This is a genomic window from Paucibacter sp. B51 (assembly GCF_027863535.1).
In the GTDB taxonomy this organism is placed as follows: Bacteria; Pseudomonadota; Gammaproteobacteria; order Burkholderiales; family Burkholderiaceae_C; genus Paucibacter_A; species Paucibacter_A aquatilis.
Genome location: NZ_JAPIVN010000001.1, coordinates 3,172,846 through 3,190,701 on the forward strand (window position 1 = coordinate 3,172,846; position 17,856 = coordinate 3,190,701).

Below are 17,856 nucleotides of genomic sequence, written 5' to 3' on the forward strand. Positions count from 1 at the left end.
CCGAGCGCCACATGGGTACAGCTTCGGTATGCTGTCGGCCACCTCCACCGCAGTGCCTTCGACCTGGCTCTGCATAACTGGTCGCTCGAGCCGATCGCCTGCGGCTCCGGCTCAGCTTCAACGTTGTGCAGCAAGCTAGGCCACGCATGAAGATCCGCTTTCGGTCTGTCGCTCGCCGCGATCTCGCGGGGCAGTTCGCATCGCGCTTGTTCGAGTCGGGCGTACTTCAAGCTCGGTCGACCTCCGACTGCCGTGATCTTGCCGGGTTGGGCAATGGCGCTTGTTCTCCTTTTGTTGTTTCGCCGCCAGCGGGCAGGCGGACAAGACGCTTGCCGCCTCAGCCGTTCGCCGCATGGGTACAGCTTCGTTATGCTTTCGGCCACTTCCACCGCAGTGCCTTCGAATTGGCTCTGCACAACCTGTCGTTCGAGCGGACCGCCTTCGGCGTCCGCTCACCTTCACGCTATGCAGCAGGCTAAGAATTCTTCGACGAGCCGTTCTGGGTTGCGCGTTCGCGGCAATTACGCGGCTCTACGGGCCGAGGTGTTCTCGCATTCGGGCTCAGCGCAAACAGCCCCCGCTTCCGGTCGTCGTGATCTTGCCGGGTCAAGCCAAACTGGCCGTCCGCTTTCCTTGGTTCGCCGCCTGCCGCATGGTGAGGAGGCAGCCTGGCGCCTCAGCCGCCTGCGGCGTGGGTACCGCTTCGGTATGCTCTCGGCTACTTCCTCCGCAGTGCCTCCGAAGGTGGCTCTGCATAGCCGGTCGTTGCAGCGGACCGCCTGCGGCGTCCGCTGACCTTTACGTTAGGCGTCATCACATGATGCGTGCATGGCCAGCGGCTCTGCTTGTGTTTTCGGTGTTCGGACTTGCGCTGCACGCGATGAATACTCCCATCACGCTGCGGTTCGCATACGCGCCGGCAAACTATTGGTTCGTCGCCGTAGCGACCTTGGCGCTGCCGGTCAGCCTTGGATTGCTGGCGCTTCAGCTTCGTCGCAGTGCATTGCGTGTTGCGTTCATCGTGGCGTGTCTCCTTGTGGCGCTTCCTAGCATTGCTTATGCGGTGCTCGCCATTGGCTCAGCGCGCAACGGTTTGGACGGTTCGTTCCAGCTCTTGTCCGAAGCGCCTCTCAATGGTGTCACCTTCCGCTTGTACCTCTCCAACTGCGGTGCCACGTGTGCCTACGGGCTGGTGCTGCGACGCGAGCAAGATGTTGCTGCTGTGCGCCTTATCTCTGAAGTCTGGGAGGCCGATCGGGAAGAGCCTGCTAGCCTGCGAGTCTCGCCAAGTGGCACAGTCGAGGTTCATCGTGGTGAGTACGTTCTGACGAGCATCAAGCCATGACGCCTAACCCATTGCTCAACTGGACCAGCGACGGCCTGCCGCCTGCGGGCCTCATTTCATTCTGGCCCTTCGGCGTCCTGCCGTCGCGGGCCAGTTAGCTCGAACGTTGAACAGCTGAATGATCCATCGCGCTGTATTCCTGCTGGGCTTCTTGCCGACATTGGCCTTCCCAGCGCCTCCGAATGAGCTCGACCCCGTGGTGCGGCTCTATCGCGACTTCGCATGGGAAGCTGTAATCGACACGCCGACCGCTGGTCCAGGGCTTCTTTCCCAGTCTGACGCTGTCTGGTCGCGCTATTTCTCCCCTCGGCTAATCAAGCTACTTCGAAACGACCGCCAATGTGTGGCGCGAACGCGGGAAATCTGCAAGCTTGATTTCAGTCCGATCTGGGCATCACAAGATCCTGGTGCAGCTAGGCTGAAGGTCGTTCCTGGCGAGACGCCGGCAACCGTTAACGTGTACTTCGACTATCCCGGCAATGGAAAGCGCATCAGCATGAAGTTCTTGCTACAAAAGCCCGACGCCAGATGGCTCATCGACGACATCCAGTATGAAGATGGCCAGCGACTCGGGAAGCTCCTGGAGGCGCGGGAATGAGCGCAGTAGTTGGCGGTGTGGCCATCTGTTCAACCGGTCATTCGAGCCGATCGCCTTCGGCGCCAGCTCAACTTCGACGTTAGGCAACATCCCATGCAACCACCCTCACACATCGACGGTGCTCGTGTTCTCCAATGGGCTTGGTCAGAAGTTCCATTTGGAGAGTTGAGCTTCCCGAATGGCCGTGTAGCTGCCGTCATTCATGGAATTGCACTTTGTCAGTACGACGGCTCCACCGATGTTTACCGGTTCAGTTGTGGTCAAGGTTGGCAATGCGAGCAAGATGAGGTCTATTCCTCAATCCAAGAGGCCAAAGATGAGCTTCCGGACCAGTACCAGAAAGCGCCGGCGCACTGGCGAACCGTTGCCTAACACTGCAGTCAACCGGACACCCAAATGCTGCGCATTTGGGTTCCCTTCGCTGGCGCTCCGGTGCCGGTTACTTCCACGTTAGAAGTCATGCGTTCATTGAAGATTCGATACCCGCTATTGGCGATTGGGATCATGTCCCTCTCGGCAACCGGGGCTGGAGTGTTGTTCTTCATGCTTTGGCGCGATTACCTGCTCTACGCCATCGCAACTTCAGCGTTGCTGCTAGGTGCGGCATCACTGCTTCCCGAGAAAAACACGTACCTCCATGGCCTCTCTTTAGGCCTATGCCTAGGTGCCCTTGTCGGCGGCGCCCTTGGTGCGTGCAAATACTTGGTGCCGGAGTCGACCATGACTTCTAACCTGTCGCTGGAGTGGACCTCCGCCAGCTGGCCGTGCGCCACTTCCTGTGCATTTTCAGCTCCGCGCGGCCAGCTGGCTTCGGCCTCTCAGCTTCAACGCTATGCAGCAGGCTAAGAATTCTTCGACGAGCCGTTCTGGGTTGCGCGTTTGCGGCAATCACGCGGCTCTACGGGCCGAGGTGTTCTCGCATTCGGGCTCAGCGCAAACAGCCCCCGCTTCCGGTCGTCGTGATCTTGCCGGGTCAAGCCAAACTGGCCGTCCGCTTTCCTTGGTTCGCCGCCTGCCGCATGGTGAGGAGGCAGCCTGGCGCCTCAGCCGCCTGCGGCGTGGGTACAGCTTCGGTATGCTCTCGGCCACTTCCACCGCAGTGCCTCCGAAGGTGGCTCTGCATAGCCGGTCGTTGCAGCGGACCGCCTGCGGCGTCCGCTGACCTTTACGTTAAGGCGCACATGCAAGGGCTCTCTTCGTCCGAGTACGCTGAACTGCGGAGCGCCTTCGCGGACTTGATCAACTACGAGGCCGATGACCCGATGGCGCCGGTTGAGCCGCTCACATATGTCGCGCCGGACGGTGACACCTGTCTTCACGTGGCGTCGCAGCGCGGGAACATCCGGGCAGTTGAATTGCTGGTCAAGGCAGGGGTAGATGTCAATCGGCAGGGAGATATGGGATCGACGCCGTTGCACTGCGCTGCAACACCTGAGGTGGCTGCCTTCCTGGTTGCTAGCGGTGCTTCAGTCACTATCCGGGACGAGTTCGGCCGGCTTCCGCTTCAGGTCGATGAAGGCACGAATGCGCCTTAACCTGCCGTTGGAGCGGACCGCCTGCGGCGTCCGCTCACCTACACGTTAGGCCTCAAGATACGGCGATGTCGACGATCAATATTGCACCGGAAGAGAAGAGACGGAGCGAACGCCAGGATTGGCTGTTCCAGGCTGAGGAGCGGCCTCGTCGTCCGTACGCGCTGCTGCATCTAAGCTCGCATGGCCTGCTACTCCAGGTCGATGCTCGCCTAGCGTTCCTTGCGGGTGCATGGGCATCGGTGATTGTCATTTGCCAAGCAGCCATTGAGGCCACGCTACGCGACCTTCAACTACACGACTACGAAACGAAGGCAAAAGGCATCTTCTTCGATCAGGAGGATTTGGAGCAAATGCGCTCACTCCGGAACGAACTCCTTCATCCTCAAGCTCCGGGAACACCTTCACAGGTCTGGTGCTTGCCCGGCGGAGACGTCGCGGGTTGCCATGCCGCGCTTGAGGCCCACGCAAAAAATGCGTATGAGCTGATGCTGGAAGCAACCTATGCAAACCGTGAGGCCTAACCAGTTACAGGGACTTCCCACCGCGTCAACACCGTCTCATTGAATCCCTCCGCAAGACCTGACCCCGATTGATCTGGATTGCACACGCCGACTCGGACGAAGGGCTGAACAGAGAACAGACTGCCACTCTACAGACGGCCTTGTTGCAGTCGCTGGCAGGTGCCCTGGCGCTGCGGACCCAGATACGAACCGCTCAGCAGGGCTCCATTCCATTCGCGTGGACTGGGTCCGAAGACCGCGCGCCACCACTGGTTAGTCGAGCTTGCCTGCTGCCGGTCTGACCTGTCAGTGCATCTTCTGTGTGTCGTCGTGCATGGAAGTTGGAGATTCAGCTCGGCATGGTGGCGCCGGGCTTGAGGCTGATGTGATGGGGATCGAAGCGCTCGCCGCGGGTCATGACGGCCCAGAGGATGCGGGCGTTCTTGTTGGCCAGGGCGACGACCGCCTTCTGCCAGCCCGAGCGCTCCTTGAGGGCCAAGACCCAACGCGAGATCGGATCGCTACGCGTGTGGGCGGTGTTGACCACGGATTTGGCGCCCTGGATCAGCAAGGTCCTCAGATAGGCATCGCCGCGCTTGGTGATGGTGCCCAGGTGAGGCTTGCCACCGCTGGAGTGCTGCTTGGGCACTAGACCCAGCCAGGCGCCGAACTGGGCTCCACTCTTGAATTGTCTGAAGTCCCCGACTGTGGCGACGGCCGCTGATGCGCCAACGGGGCCGATGCCCATGAGCTGCCCGGCGCGACGCACCTCCGGGTTCTCCTGCTCATGCGCGGCCAGTCGCTCATCGCACCAGGCTAGGTGCTCGTCCAGCTCACGCCACTGCGCCTGCGCCCGGCGAAGCGTCATGCGGGCCAAGCCATTCATCTCGTTGGCGCCGTCCTCCAGCAGCTCGTCCAGCACCAGGCGCAGGGCTCTGGATCCATTGGGCACGGCGACACCGAACTCCAGCAGCAGGCCGCGAATGCGATTGATGCAGGCCGTGCGGTCCGCCTTGAGGCCTTCGCGCAAGCGATGCACGCACAGCAAGCTCTGCTGCTCGACGCTCTTGACCGGAACAAAGCGCATGTGAGGGCGGCTCGCCGCCTCGCAGATGGCCGCAGCGTCGTTGGCGTCGTTCTTGCCGCAGTGGCCCTCGGCGCGATAGGGGGCGGCCAGGTGAGCCGAGATGATGCGAGCATCCAGCCCCATCGCGCGCAGGGCCCGGGCCCAGTGATGTGCGCTGGAGCTGACCTCCATCACCACCATGCAGCCGACCTGCAACAGCGCACACCAAGCCAGGAACTTGTCGCGGGCCAGCGCCCGGTTCGTCAGCACGCGGCCACCGCCGTCAACGGCGTGCACTTGGATGATTCGCTTAGAGAGATCCACGCCTACGCGCACCGCTGGAACTTGGGTATTCTTGTCCATGGACTTCCCCTTTCGAAATGGCTGCAGATTGATGACCAACACCACCAATCTTGGCGCTTTGACGCCTTTGCCTGAAGGTGGGAAGTCCCTTCGTATTCCATTGCAGCCGACCCAGGCCGGCTGCGCCGGCCGGTCGGCTGAATTCAAACGTTAGCCGTCATGAATACCAGCCCACTCTTCTTCGCCGCGCGGTCAAGAATCGCCGAGCTTCTGCCGCGTTTGCATCTGGTGCAAAAGGCAGACTGGAGCGCGGACTACCTGGACCAGGCAACCGGAGAAAGGTGGATTCGCTACCCCCTTTGGGATTACCACGGTCCAGGGCCTGATTGCCTCCGTCGAGGCGACCCGGATCTTGGCGAAATACTTGAATGCATAGGCTCGAGTCATGACGATGCAGAGGTTGCCGCAGCCGCCTTCCATCTGGTGAACGAGCATCCTGCGCGGAAAGAGAACTACGCGCCGTTGGTGGATTACCTCGAAGGTCTGGTTCAAGGGCGGCCATCCGTGCGCCAGCTCAGGAACGCTGCACTTGCGATTATTTGGTCTGCTGCAAATCAGCCTTTCAACTCTCGCGATCCGTCAGGTAAGTCCATTGAGCAGGTCGATGCCGACTATCGACACTTCGTGGAAATTGCAGCGCGTGCTCGCGCAGTCAAGGCGCGGGCGGAGGAGGAACTTGGGTGCTCAATCACACAACAGAGCGTGAGTTTCGCGTGACGGCTAACCAGTCGCTCGAGCCGACTCGCGTCGGCAGGCCGCCGCTCGCGGCTCAGCTTCAACGTTGTGCAGCAAGCTAAGCAACGCATGAAGATTCGCCTTCGGTCCGTCGTTCGCCGCGGTCTCGCGGGGGAATCCTCATCGCGCTTGTTCGAGTCGGTCGCAGTTCAAGCTCTGTCAGTCCCTGGCCGCCGTGATGTTGCCTGGCTGAGCAAGGCCGCTTGTGTTCCGTTTCGTCCTGCGCCGCCAGCGGACAGGCGAACAAGGCGCTTGGCGCCTCGGGCGTTCGCCGCGTGGGTACCGCTTCGATATGCTGTGGGCCAGTTCGACGGCAGTGCCTCCGAAGTGGCTCTGCACAACCTGCCATTCGAGCGGACCGCCTTCGGCGTCCGCTCACTTTCACGTTAGGCCTCATGATCGTCCCGCTTCTGGAATCGACCCGACTTCGGCTTCGCCAGTACCGAGTGGGCGATCTTCCACACTTCGCGGCGTTGAACTCCGACCCCGACGTACGTGAGCACGTCGGCGGCCTTCTACCGACACAGCGCATTTCGCAGTACCTGCATGACTTCGCCGCCACGACAGAACCCACCGAACTGCGAGCGTGGGCGATTGAGAACTCAAAGAACGGTGAGTACATCGGACACGCTTGGCTACTCCACCAAGGCAGGCTATATCAGCCTGACGTAGGGGTATTAATTTCAAAGAATCACTGGGGCAGTCGATTTGGGCCAGAGGCAACTGCTGAAATCCAGCGATTTGCTAAACGCGAACTCAACAGCGCTTGCGTTTATGCGTCAGTCGACACTGACAACCTAAGATCAATATCCATGTTGCACCGAGCAGGCTTCGCCTATTTAGCTACCGAGAAAGATGAAGAGGGTAGTTTTTATATTTTCGTCAGCAATGAGGCCTAACCCCTCGCTCAACCGGACCCATTGCCGCATGCGGCTAAAGGCCCTCCATTTCATTCTGGGCCTTTAGCCACATACCGCAACGGTCCGGTTAGCTCAAACGTTAGGCCGCTGATGCGTTTCGCCTTGGTTCCCGTTCTAGACAAAGAAGTTCTTCCTGTCGGGTGGGAGCGCGGAGACTTGCACACAAAGAGCGACTGGCTTCGCGCAGGCCGTTGGCGCCTAGACATAGGGCTCGTTAGCGCAATGCTTGGAAGGGGCCTAGCTCCTTGCAGTGAGCCGTCCTTGCCCGCGGCGTTAGTTCTCCACCTAATCATCGTCGGCTCAACTGACTCGTCCCAACTGATGCACTTCTTTGGTGACTCACCGTCCTATGTCCGGAGTAAGCGGGAGCTTCACCTTTCTGTGTCACTAAAGTACACGGGCGTCAAGTACCTCGACGCGAGCGCTCAATGGAAGCGTCTCTGCAATGCGATATTGCACTCAGCGCGAGAGGCGGAGCGCAGTTTGGAGGTTCCGCGAACCGTGTCGCTGGCTGTGCTCACGTCGCAATTGAAGGAGGTTCTTGCGCAAGTTGAGCCTCGGGAGGTCACTGCGCGTGCAGCGGCCTAACCCTTTACAGGGACTTCCCACCGCGTCAACACCGTCTCATTGAATCCCTCCGCAAGACCTGACCCCGATTGATCTGGATTGCACACGCCGACTCGGACGAAGGGCTGAACAGAGAACAGACTGCCACTCTACAGACGGCCTTGTTGCAGTCGCTGGCAGGTGCCCTGGCGCTGCGGACCCAGATACGAACCGCTCAGCAGGGCTCCATTCCATTCGCGTGGACTGGGTCCGAAGACCGCGCGCCACCACTGGTTAGTCGAGCTTGCCTGCTGCCGGTCTGACCTGTCAGTGCATCTTCTGTGTGTCGTCGTGCATGGAAGTTGGAGATTCAGCTCGGCATGGTGGCGCCGGGCTTGAGGCTGATGTGATGGGGATCGAAGCGCTCGCCGCGGGTCATGACGGCCCAGAGGATGCGGGCGTTCTTGTTGGCCAGGGCGACGACCGCCTTCTGCCAGCCCGAGCGCTCCTTGAGGGCCAAGACCCAACGCGAGATCGGATCGCTACGCGTGTGGGCGGTGTTGACCACGGATTTGGCGCCCTGGATCAGCAAGGTCCTCAGATAGGCATCGCCGCGCTTGGTGATGGTGCCCAGGTGAGGCTTGCCACCGCTGGAGTGCTGCTTGGGCACTAGACCCAGCCAGGCGCCGAACTGGGCTCCACTCTTGAATTGTCTGAAGTCCCCGACTGTGGCGACGGCCGCTGATGCGCCAACGGGGCCGATGCCCATGAGCTGCCCGGCGCGACGCACCTCCGGGTTCTCCTGCTCATGCGCGGCCAGTCGCTCATCGCACCAGGCTAGGTGCTCGTCCAGCTCACGCCACTGCGCCTGCGCCCGGCGAAGCGTCATGCGGGCCAAGCCATTCATCTCGTTGGCGCCGTCCTCCAGCAGCTCGTCCAGCACCAGGCGCAGGGCTCTGGATCCATTGGGCACGGCGACACCGAACTCCAGCAGCAGGCCGCGAATGCGATTGATGCAGGCCGTGCGGTCCGCCTTGAGGCCTTCGCGCAAGCGATGCACGCACAGCAAGCTCTGCTGCTCGACGCTCTTGACCGGAACAAAGCGCATGTGAGGGCGGCTCGCCGCCTCGCAGATGGCCGCAGCGTCGTTGGCGTCGTTCTTGCCGCAGTGGCCCTCGGCGCGATAGGGGCGGCCAGGTGAGCCGAGATGATGCGAGCATCCAGCCCCATCGCGCGCAGGGCCCGGGCCCAGTGATGTGCGCTGGAGCTGACCTCCATCACCACCATGCAGCCGACCTGCAACAGCGCACACCAAGCCAGGAACTTGTCGCGGGCCAGCGCCCGGTTCGTCAGCACGCGGCCACCGCCGTCAACGGCGTGCACTTGGATGATTCGCTTAGAGAGATCCACGCCTACGCGCACCGCTGGAACTTGGGTATTCTTGTCCATGGACTTCCCCTTTCGAAATGGCTGCAGATTGATGACCAACACCACCAATCTTGGCGCTTTGACGCCTTTGCCTGAAGGTGGGAAGTCCCTTCGTATTCCCATCGAGAGGGACGGGAGCTTGAATCGGTTTCGTTGACACTTCCACCTAACGAAGGAAGTGTTCAATGGGAACAGCAGGGCCAAGAAAAGTTCACCGTTACGAGCTGAGTTTCAAGCTCAAGGCGGTGCTGATGAGCGAGCAGCCAGGGGTGCTGATCAAGGACGTGGCGGAGTCCTTGTGCATTCATCCCTTCATGCTGTCCAAGTGGCGAAAGCAAGTGCGTGATGGTGAGCTGTCCGGCCCCATCGAGCCGGTTGAACCCGCAGCGGTGGCGGAACTGCGGCGGCTGCGCGAAGTCGAGCAGCAGTTCAAGCGTTTGCAGACGGAGCACGATCTGCTAAAAAAATTCATCCGGTTTGCAGCAGATCAAAAGCGGAAGTCTTCGCCTTCATCGCGGCAAACCGGCAAGCCCACTCGATCCAAGTGATGTGCAAGCTGTACCAAGTCACCCGCGCAGTCTACTACGCCTGGTGCCAGCGTGAGCGCAGCGTCAGAGCTGCCGGCGATGAGCAGCTCATCGAGCAGGTGCGCTTGGTTCACGAGCAAAGCCGAGGCTACTACGGCAGCCCGCGTATTGCGCAGCAGCTCAAGCAGCAGGGCGTTCAGGTGGGGCGCCGCCGGGTGGCACGTCTGATGCGCAAGGCGGGCTTGCAGGGGCGCAGCGCCCGGCTGTACCGGCGTGCCAAGGTGGGGCAACGCAAGTTCTTCGCCAGCGTGCCCAATGCGCTGCGAGACGTGGCGCTGAGCGATGCAGACCAGGCCTGGGTCGGTGACGTGACGTACCTCAAAGTGGCGGGCCAGTGGCGCTACATGGCGGCTGTAATGGATCGACACTCCCGGCGGCTGGTGGGCTGGAGCCTGAGCCGGCGTCGCGATGCAGCGCTGACGCGCCAGGCTCTGAATCATGCGGTGCGCAAGCGCCAGCCGTCGCCGGGCTTGATCTTCCACAGCGATCGGGGCATCGAGTATGCGGCGTATGAGTACCGCGAGCAGCTGAACCGGCTGGGCATCAAGCAGAGCATGAACCGGCCCGGCAAAATGAATGACAACGCGCACATGGAGTCGTTCTTCCACTCGATGAAGACCGAGTCCTTGCATGGCATGTCGTTCGAGACGGACAAGCAACTGCGTACCGCACTGCGCAGCTACATCGGTTTCTACAACCAGCAGCGGCTACATTCCTCGCTGAGCTATCTATCCCCGGTCAAATTCGAGCAACAGCAGCGGCAGCAATCATGTGTCAACTGAATCGGCGCAAGTTCCCCTCCGCCAGCTGGCCGCGCTACGCTGTCTGTGTATTTTCAGCTTCGCGCGGCCAACTGGCTGTGGCCCCTCAGCTTCAACGTTGTGCAGCAAGCTAGGTAGCGCATGAAGATCCGCCTTCGGCCTGTCGCTCGCCACGGTCTCGCAGGACAGTCCGCATCGCGCTTGCTCGAGTCGGGCGCAGTTCAAGCACTGTCAGTACCTGGTCGCCGTGGTCTTGCCCGGCTGAGCAAGGCCGCTTGTTCTCCGTTTCGTCTTGCGTCGCCAGCTGGCAGGCGGACAAGGCGCTTGGCGCCTCGGGCGTTCGCCGCATGGGTACCGCTTCGGTATTCTCTTGGCCACTTCCACCGCAGTGCCTCCGATGGTGGCTCTGCATAGCCGGTCTTTGCAGCGGACCGCCTGCGGCGTCCGCTGACCTTTACGTTATGGCGCAAATGACGATTGACGAGGCGGCGTCTGCGATCGGTCGCACATCGCCGGATGTTGCTGTTCAAGGGTTGGCTAGTTTGTTGGCCGAATGGAAGCTCAATGCGGACAACGTGGATGAACTGCGAGGTCAGGTCGAGCGCTACATTGGCAATAGTTGGATTTCAGCACAGCGTTGAGTACACGACGCAAGGCATCAGGGCTTTGCAGGAAGACCAGCCCAAACTCAGCCAGCCAGTGCGTTCGTGCTTGCTTCAACGTCAGCAGCATCAGGTCGGGTAATTTGCTGCTGAGTTCTTCCGGCACGTCGCTGGGCACATGTTCCAGCCGATCCGCTTACGGCGCCGCGTTTCGTCGCGCTTCGCTTCGCAAGAAGCGGGTCGCAAGTTTCCAGACTGTCCTCCACAGTCCAGGTCTCGCATTGCATCGCATCGCACTGAATTGCGTTGCTTCGCATCACCCTTCGTCACCTTGCCTGGTGTGGGCGCAGGAGCAGGGCTGGTGCGTGGATGCAAGTTTTCATAGGATCTAGGAGGCTTCATTCAGTATGGCGGCTTTGATGAACAAGGTGGCGATCGTCACCGGGGCGAGTTCGGGGATTGGGCGCGCGGCGGCGCTGTTGTTCGCGCGAGAAGGGGCGAGGGTGCTGGTGGCTGCGCGGCGAGAGGAGGCGCTTCAAGCCCTGGTCGAGGAGATTGCGAGCGCAGGCGGTCAGGCAGTGGCGATGGCAGGGGATGTGAGTGACGAAGCCGTGGCGCGCGAGCTGGTGGCGCGTGCGTGCGCCCAGTTCGGCGGGCTGGATGTGGCCTTCAACAATGCGGGGATTCTGGGTGAGATGGCGGCGGCGCCGGATTTGCCTCTTTCCGCTTGGGAAGCCACTTTACGGACCAATCTGACGAGCGCGTTTTTGGCGGCCAAGTTCCAACTGCCGGCGCTGGCGGCGCGTGGCGGCGGTTCGCTGATCTTCACATCGAGTTTTGTCGGCCACACCGTGGGCTTTCCAGGCATGTCGGCCTATGCGGCCAGCAAGTCAGGACTGATCGGGCTGACGCAGTGCCTGGCCAGCGAATGGGGAGCACAGGGCATTCGGGTCAACGCCTTGTTGCCGGGCGGCACGGACACGCCCATGGGTCGACATGTGGCCAACACGCCAGAGGCCATGGCCCAGGTGCAGGGCCTGCACGCGCTGCGGCGCCTGGCCCATCCGGACGAGGTGGCCCGTTCGGCGCTGTACTTGGCTTCGGACGATTCGAGCTTCACCACAGGCAGTGCTTTGCTGGTGGACGGGGGCGTGTCGATTCACCGGGGTTAAGAGCGGGGGGATGGAGCGGGGGATGGAGCGGCATCCGGCCCATGAGAGAGGCCGGGGGGGGGCTGTTTGCGAGGCCCATCTTCAGCCGGCGTGTCTGGCTTTATGCTCGTCGGGGCGACGTGCGCGGCGCGTTCGTCTGGAGGCCACCCTCGATCGTTTTGAGTTTTTGCTTTTTGTTTTTCGGTACCGGGCTCTCGCCGCGCCTACGGTTCGCCAATCATTTTTGCTCTTTCCCTTTCAAGCCCATGCTCTTGCGCATCCATCACGTCGCCATCATTTGCTCGGATTACGCCGTGTCCAAGCGCTTCTATACCGAAGTGCTGGGGCTGCGGGTGCTGGCCGAGCAGTACCGGGCGGAGCGACAGTCTTACAAACTCGATCTGGCGTTGCCGGATGGAGGGCAGATCGAGCTGTTCTCGTTTCCAGGCGCGCCCGCGCGGCCCTCGTATCCTGAGGCGCAGGGTTTGCGCCATCTGGCGTTTGAGGTTGAGGATGTGCATGCCTGCTGCGCAGCCTTGCGGGCGCAAGGTGTGGCTGTCGAACCGATCCGTTTGGACGCCCACACGCAGCGGCGTTTCAGCTTCTTTGCGGACCCGGACGGGCTGCCTTTGGAGCTGTATGAGCGCTCGGTCCGGGAGGAAGTGGAGCCGGGCCAGCCCAGCGCCTGAGGGCGCGGATGCTCTGGTGAGCGATGGGAGGGCGGGGCGGCGGGCGCTCAGTCTTCGTGATGTTCGTCAGCGCTTGCGGGGCTGGCTGCGCGTGGTTTGCGCACGCCGGGCTTGGCAATCAGTTCGACGTAAAAGCTCTCCGCCTTCTCCGCGGCATAGGCATTGATGCGCTCGGTCAGCGCGCCTGGGTGGATGGACTCGGCCGTGGCGGCGCTGCTGCCGAACTTGCAGTCGAAATCCCAAAAGTCCACGCCAGCGGGGCGGGGCTTGTTCTGCTCGCGCTTGATGTATTTACGGATCTCGTGCTTGGTGGCTTCGAGCAGGCGGTCGGGGTGCTTGCCTTCGACGTGGAGGGGGTAGGTTTTTTTCAAGTGGGCTTTCTGGGCAAGTGGTGCCGGCCCGGGCGATGAGCGCACGGCGATGGCGAAACAGGGCGCGATTATCCCCTGGAGGCGCCCGCCAGTCGTCATGGAGCTTTTGCGCCGGGCTTGCCCTTCGATTCGGCGCTTCGGTGCCGGGGTTTGGGTCGATACTGGACTCAGAATAGCGCCAGCCGCCTTGGCCGAGGACGTATGGGGTTACCCGTGGCGCCCGGCGCGGCGATGGCGGCGCCGGTTCATCAAGGCATCATCATCGGCAACTTCTTTTTCTATCTCCAGGACGAGCAGAAGCAGATGGCGCACGACAGGCTGGGGGCCATGCGGGCCGGAGCACAGAGGACAGGGGGCATGCGCCGCGGCGCAGGTCTGTGTCCGCCTGGTGTGACGCTGCTCTTGGGCCTTGCGTTGCTGCTGGGCTTGGCGGAAGCACAGCCCGGGCACATGTCGGCCAGCCAGGTGGCGCCGCCTGGAAGCGCCGGTTCAGCAGCCAGTTCCGCGCTGCGCAGTTCGCACAGCGAAGTGCCCGATCTCTGGACGCAGTTGGAGCGGGTCGAGCGCGGCGGCACGGCCCGAGCCGCCCTCAATCTGCCGGTGCTGGCAGCCTTGGAGGGGCGCGCGGCGCCGGGCAGCCTGGAGCTCTTGGAGTTGCTGGCCCTGCGTGGCTCGGCCCTGGTGGAAACCAAGGACACGGTGGCCCTGCAGCCATTGCTGGATCGCCTGAAAGCCTGGCCCGACAGTCGCCAACACGCTGCGGCCCAGCTGGCCGAGGCCTGGGTGCGTGCGCAGCAACTCAATCGCGAGGGCAAGTCGGATCAGGCGCTCAAAGCCATGTCGACCTTGCCCACCGAATGGACGTCCGAGATCCCTCTGAGCCTGATGGTGCGTTTTCTGAGTCAGCTTTGCATCGCCGAATCCGAAGCTGGGCGGGTCGAGCAGGCGATCGCCCATGCCAATCAGGCCTTGCAGCTGGCCGAGCGCTCGCGGGCGTCCTGGCGCCGCGCGGCCGCGCTGTCCAGCCTGGCCTATGCCTTGCTGCGTGCCCAGCAGTTCGAGCGGGCTGCCTCGGTCATCGAAGAAGCGCTGCAAGAGGCCGGACGCGACCCCGACCCCATGTTGCTCTACCGCGTGCACAACACCCGCGCCATCATCCTGAGCCAGCTCAAGCGCTTTGACCGGGCCCAGGCCTCCATGCAGATGGCCTTGAGCGCCGCACGCGACAGCGGCTCGCTGACCTTGCAGTCGCTGGCCCTGGCCAACTTCGGCGATTTCTACCTGCGCCAAGGCAATTTCGCCAAGGCCCGCCAGTATTCCGAGGAAGGCCTGGCCCTGGCCCGCCGCAACGAAGACAGCAGCAACGAAGCCTTGGCCCTGCACAACCTCGGCATCGCCCTGATTCAGCTGCGCCAGGTGGAGCAGGGCAAGGGCTATGTCATGCAGTCCATCACCGTCAGCCAGGCCCAGGGCTTGAATGGCCAGGTGGCCGACAGCCTGCATGAGCTGGGCGATGCGCTGGAGCGCATGGGAGATCTGGGCGGCGCCGCCCATGCCTTTCAGCAGCACCGGCGCATGATCGACCAGCAGCTGCGCGAAGAAACCCGCAGCGCCGTGCTCGAGCTGCAAGCCCAGTACGACGACGACCGCCGTGCCAAGGAAATGGCCCTGCTCAACCGCGACCACAGCCTCAAGCTGGAGCAGCTGCGCGCCCGCGATCTGCAGCTGCAGCTCTGGGCGGCGGTGGGGGCGTGCGTGGTGCTGTCGGCTGTGCTCCTGGGCCTGGCCTACCAGCGCATCCGCAAGACCAATCTCGCGCTGGCGCACAGCAATGCAGCACTCAAGGTGCAGGGTGAGCGTGATCCACTCACCGGCCTGGCCAACCGGCGCCATTTTCAGACGGCCATCCGCCGCCTGGCCGAGCATGGCCAGCTGCGCGCCTCGGTCTTTTTGATCGACATCGATCACTTCAAACGCATCAACGACAGCCATGGTCACGCGGTCGGTGACGCGGTGTTGATCGAGGTGGCCGCGCGCCTGCGCAGCTGCCTGCGCGACGAGGACTTGCTGGTGCGCTGGGGCGGCGAGGAGTTCCTGATCGTCATCGATGCGCGCCAGCCGGCGCAGATCGAGCACCTGGCCCAGCGGCTCTTGAACCAGATTGCCCAGGCCCCGGTGCGCTTCGGCCCGGGCCTGGCCCAGCTGCTGCCCATCAGCGCGTCCATGGGCTTTGCCAGCTTCCCGGTGGCGCCGCACGATTGGACGGTGGACTGGGAGCGCGCCATCGCCCTGGTGGACACCTTGATGTACATGGCCAAGGCCCATGGCCGCAACCGCGCCTTCGGCCTGCAAAGCCTGGGCGCCGGGCAGGCCTCGCTCGATGCTGCTGGCTGCCTGGCGCTGAGCGAGCGCATGGAGGAGGCCTGGCAGCAAGGCGAGCTGGCCCTCTTGCAGCTGCAAGGTCCAAGTTTGCCCGCCAGCCCGTCCGCGGTGCCGAGCGAGGGTGGGTCATGAGTCGGTCCATGCCCTCGCACCGGGTTCAGAGGGCCGCCCGAGCCGCGGTGCTGCTGGCCTCATGGCTGTCGCTGTCACCGCTGGCGGCCCAGGACACTCGGCCACCCGAGGCTGCCATGTCGGGGGCGGCGCCCGCGGCCAGCGCCGCGCGCTTGACGCCGACCGCCTGGCCCTACGAGCGCAGCTTCGACGATTCGCTGGAGCTGTTGCTGCGCCAGGGTTTCGATCGACCCGAGCAAGCCCTGCAGCGCGTGCGTGCGATGCAAAAGGACCGGGCCCTAGCCCGCCACAGCCTGCCTCTGTTGCTGGCTGAAGGCCGGCTGCTGGTGCTGGCGGGTGAGTTCACGCCGGCCCAGGCCTTGGCCGATCGATTGGCGCAGCACCCCGAGGCGCGTGACGCCGCTCTGCTTTTGCAAGCCGAGTGGGCGGATCGCCAAGGCCAGGGCATTCGTGCCACAGCCCTGGCTCGCCAGGCTTTGGCCGGTTTGAGCTTGCACTGTCCCAGCTCGGCCAGCCTGCAAAGCGTCCAGGCCTCGGGGGCGGGTGGGCGCTCGGCCTTGCCGGCCGCCTGCGATTTCCGCCTCAGCTGGTCGGCCCTGCGCCTGATCGAGCGCAACCAGATCCGCTCGGGCACCTTGCCCTTGGCCGAGGCCACGGTGCAGTGGGCCTTGGCTCTGGCACAGGCCGGTGGCGACCGTCATCTGGCGGCCAACAGCATGGGCACCCTGGCCATGTTGGCGCAGATGCAGGATCAGGCTGAGCAAGCCAAGCGCTGGCTGGTCCAGGCCCGGCAGCTGGCCCAGGGCGATGCACTGGCGCTGTTCAAGGTCAAGAACTACGAGGCCTTCGTGGCCAGCCATCGCCAGGACCACGCGGCCAAGCTGCGCGCGCTGGAAGAGTGCGTGGAGCTGGCGCGTCAGGCCGACGCACCACGCTGGCTTGCACAGGCGCAAAGCAATCTGGCAGATGCCTACCTACAGCTCAAGCAGCCGGCCCGGGCGCTGGAGGTGGCGCGCCAGGCCTTGCCTTTGTTCGAGCAGCGTGGCGACATCCGCATCCAGCGCACCATTCGTCACAATATGGCAGTGGCCTATGTGCAGCTGGGCGACTACGAGCAGGCCAAGCGCGAGGTGGCGCGCATCGAGGCCATGAGCCAGGGCCTGGTGGACCAGGGCCTGCGTGTACAGGAGCTGCGCGAGCTCGGCGAGGCCTGGACCGAAGCCGGCCAGTTCAAGGAAGGCCTGGCCGCCTACCACCTGGAGCGGCGCCTGAGTGCCGAGTTGGTCGAGATGAATCGCGCCAGCGCCTTGCAGCAGCTGCAGCTCAAGTACGACAGCGAGCGCAAGCAGCGCGATCTGGAGCTGTTGCAGCGCGACCAGGCTCTGGTGGACCATCAGCTCGCCAACCGCCAGCGGGTGCAGCAAGTGGGCGTGGCCGTGGCCCTGCTCTTGGGTCTGTCGCTCATTCTGGTGGCGGCCATGGTGCAGCGGGTACGGGCTGCCCGCAAGCGCCTGCGCGCCAACGAGCAACTGCTCAAGGCTCAGAGCGAACGCGACCCGCTGACCGACCTGGCCAACCGCCGCCATTTCCTGGCCGTGATGCAGGAGCATGCGCGGCGCGAGTTCCACGGTGCCTTGCTGATGGTGGACATCGACCACTTCAAGCATGTCAACGACCAGCATGGCCATGGGGTCGGCGATGTGGTGATCTGCGAGGTGGCCCGGCGCCTGAGCCTGGCCGTGCGGGCCGAAGACCTGGTGGTGCGCTGGGGCGGCGAGGAGTTTCTGGTCTTTGCGCCGGGTATTGCGCCCGAGGACTTGCTGCCTCTGGCCCAGCGCGTGCTGCAAGGCATTGGCGGTGAGCCGGTGGCCAGCAGCGAGGGGCCGCTGCGCATCACCGTGTCCATCGGCTGCGCGCATTTCCCGCTCCAGCCCAGCGGCCTGCCGCAGCATTGGGAGCAGGCGGTCAACTGGGCCGATATGGCGCTCTACACCGCCAAATCACGCGGCCGCAACCGGGCCGCCGCCATCGTCACTGTCAAGGCCGGCGACCGCCAGGCCTTGCAACAGATCGAGGCCGATTTTGACGCCGCCTGCTCCAGCGAGCGGGTGCAGCTGCAGCAGGTGCTGGGCCCCGGGGCCTGAA

At 63.2% G+C, this 17,856-nt stretch carries 15 protein-coding genes and 1 pseudogene; 13 read left to right on the plus strand and 3 right to left on the minus strand.

What is annotated here, in order from left to right; translation table 11 throughout:
• Positions 1 to 817 precede the first annotated feature (817 nt).
• The 4 genes from OOB33_RS13660 to OOB33_RS13675 all read left to right on the plus strand — a co-directional run bounded on the left by OOB33_RS13660 (position 818) and on the right by OOB33_RS13675 (position 3,999).
• The gene (locus OOB33_RS13660) at positions 818 to 1,345 is read left to right on the plus strand and encodes a hypothetical protein (protein WP_271009081.1); all 528 of its coding nucleotides are present in this window, start codon (positions 818 to 820) and stop codon (positions 1,343 to 1,345) included.
• A 118-nt stretch (positions 1,346 to 1,463) separates the two neighbouring features.
• Positions 1,464 to 1,943, plus strand: coding sequence for a DUF3828 domain-containing protein (locus OOB33_RS13665; RefSeq protein WP_271008980.1), 480 nt, complete (start codon positions 1,464 to 1,466; stop codon positions 1,941 to 1,943).
• A 1,181-nt stretch (positions 1,944 to 3,124) separates the two neighbouring features.
• Positions 3,125 to 3,478 (plus strand): ankyrin repeat domain-containing protein, encoded by a 354-nt coding sequence (locus tag OOB33_RS13670; protein WP_271009082.1) that lies wholly within the window; start codon positions 3,125 to 3,127, stop codon positions 3,476 to 3,478.
• 65 nt (positions 3,479 to 3,543) lie between these two features.
• Positions 3,544 to 3,999: a hypothetical protein gene (locus tag OOB33_RS13675; RefSeq protein ID WP_271009083.1), complete on the plus strand. Its 456-nt coding sequence runs from the start codon at positions 3,544 to 3,546 to the stop codon at positions 3,997 to 3,999.
• A gap of 328 nt (positions 4,000 to 4,327) precedes the next feature.
• On the opposite strand, the gene OOB33_RS13680 is transcribed toward OOB33_RS13675, so the two are convergent.
• Complete coding sequence (locus tag OOB33_RS13680) at positions 4,328 to 5,407, minus strand: IS110 family transposase (protein WP_271009084.1); 1,080 nt, start codon at positions 5,405 to 5,407, stop codon at positions 4,328 to 4,330.
• A gap of 159 nt (positions 5,408 to 5,566) precedes the next feature.
• Here OOB33_RS13680 and OOB33_RS13685 point away from each other — a divergent pair, with 159 nt between their 5' ends.
• Entirely contained in the window at positions 5,567 to 6,124 is a 558-nt protein-coding gene (locus tag OOB33_RS13685) for a hypothetical protein (RefSeq protein WP_271009085.1), read from the plus strand.
• A gap of 413 nt (positions 6,125 to 6,537) precedes the next feature.
• The gene (locus OOB33_RS13690) at positions 6,538 to 7,041 is read left to right on the plus strand and encodes a GNAT family N-acetyltransferase (RefSeq protein ID WP_102766720.1); all 504 of its coding nucleotides are present in this window, start codon (positions 6,538 to 6,540) and stop codon (positions 7,039 to 7,041) included.
• Between the two features lie 937 nt (positions 7,042 to 7,978).
• On the opposite strand, the pseudogene OOB33_RS13695 reads toward OOB33_RS13690, so the two are convergent.
• A pseudogene (locus OOB33_RS13695) lies at positions 7,979 to 9,057 on the minus strand (IS110 family transposase).
• 164 nt (positions 9,058 to 9,221) lie between these two features.
• Here OOB33_RS13695 and OOB33_RS13700 point away from each other — a divergent pair.
• The 5 genes from OOB33_RS13700 (at position 9,222) to gloA2 (ending at position 12,826) form a co-directional block, all read left to right on the plus strand.
• The gene (locus OOB33_RS13700; RefSeq protein WP_166096270.1) at positions 9,222 to 9,584 is read left to right on the plus strand and encodes a transposase; all 363 of its coding nucleotides are present in this window, start codon (positions 9,222 to 9,224) and stop codon (positions 9,582 to 9,584) included.
• Entirely contained in the window at positions 9,548 to 10,405 is an 858-nt protein-coding gene (locus OOB33_RS13705) for an IS3 family transposase (RefSeq protein ID WP_271010058.1), read from the plus strand. The genes OOB33_RS13700 and OOB33_RS13705 overlap by 37 nt, the downstream gene beginning before the upstream one ends.
• Positions 10,406 to 10,854: 449 nt before the next feature.
• Entirely contained in the window at positions 10,855 to 11,025 is a 171-nt protein-coding gene (locus OOB33_RS13710) for a hypothetical protein (RefSeq protein ID WP_271009086.1), read from the plus strand.
• 368 nt (positions 11,026 to 11,393) lie between these two features.
• Entirely contained in the window at positions 11,394 to 12,158 is a 765-nt protein-coding gene (locus OOB33_RS13715) for an SDR family oxidoreductase (protein WP_442953014.1), read from the plus strand.
• Positions 12,159 to 12,403: 245 nt separating this feature from the next.
• Positions 12,404 to 12,826, plus strand: coding sequence for an SMU1112c/YaeR family gloxylase I-like metalloprotein (gene gloA2, locus OOB33_RS13720; RefSeq protein ID WP_102770010.1), 423 nt, complete (start codon positions 12,404 to 12,406; stop codon positions 12,824 to 12,826).
• Between the two features lie 47 nt (positions 12,827 to 12,873).
• On the opposite strand, the gene OOB33_RS13725 is transcribed toward gloA2, so the two are convergent.
• Positions 12,874 to 13,197 carry a DUF6172 family protein gene (locus OOB33_RS13725; RefSeq protein ID WP_271009088.1) on the minus strand — a complete coding sequence of 108 codons (324 nt, stop codon included), beginning with the start codon at positions 13,195 to 13,197 and terminating at the stop codon, positions 12,874 to 12,876.
• A 450-nt stretch (positions 13,198 to 13,647) separates the two neighbouring features.
• On the opposite strand from OOB33_RS13725, the gene OOB33_RS13730 reads away from it, so the two are divergent.
• Positions 13,648 to 15,711, plus strand: coding sequence for a GGDEF domain-containing protein (locus tag OOB33_RS13730; RefSeq protein WP_271009089.1), 2,064 nt, complete (start codon positions 13,648 to 13,650; stop codon positions 15,709 to 15,711).
• An 8-nt stretch (positions 15,712 to 15,719) separates the two neighbouring features.
• Positions 15,720 to 17,855 carry a diguanylate cyclase gene (locus OOB33_RS13735; RefSeq protein WP_271009090.1) on the plus strand — a complete coding sequence of 712 codons (2,136 nt, stop codon included), beginning with the start codon at positions 15,720 to 15,722 and terminating at the stop codon, positions 17,853 to 17,855.
• The last annotated feature ends 1 nt before the right edge of the window (position 17,856 follow it).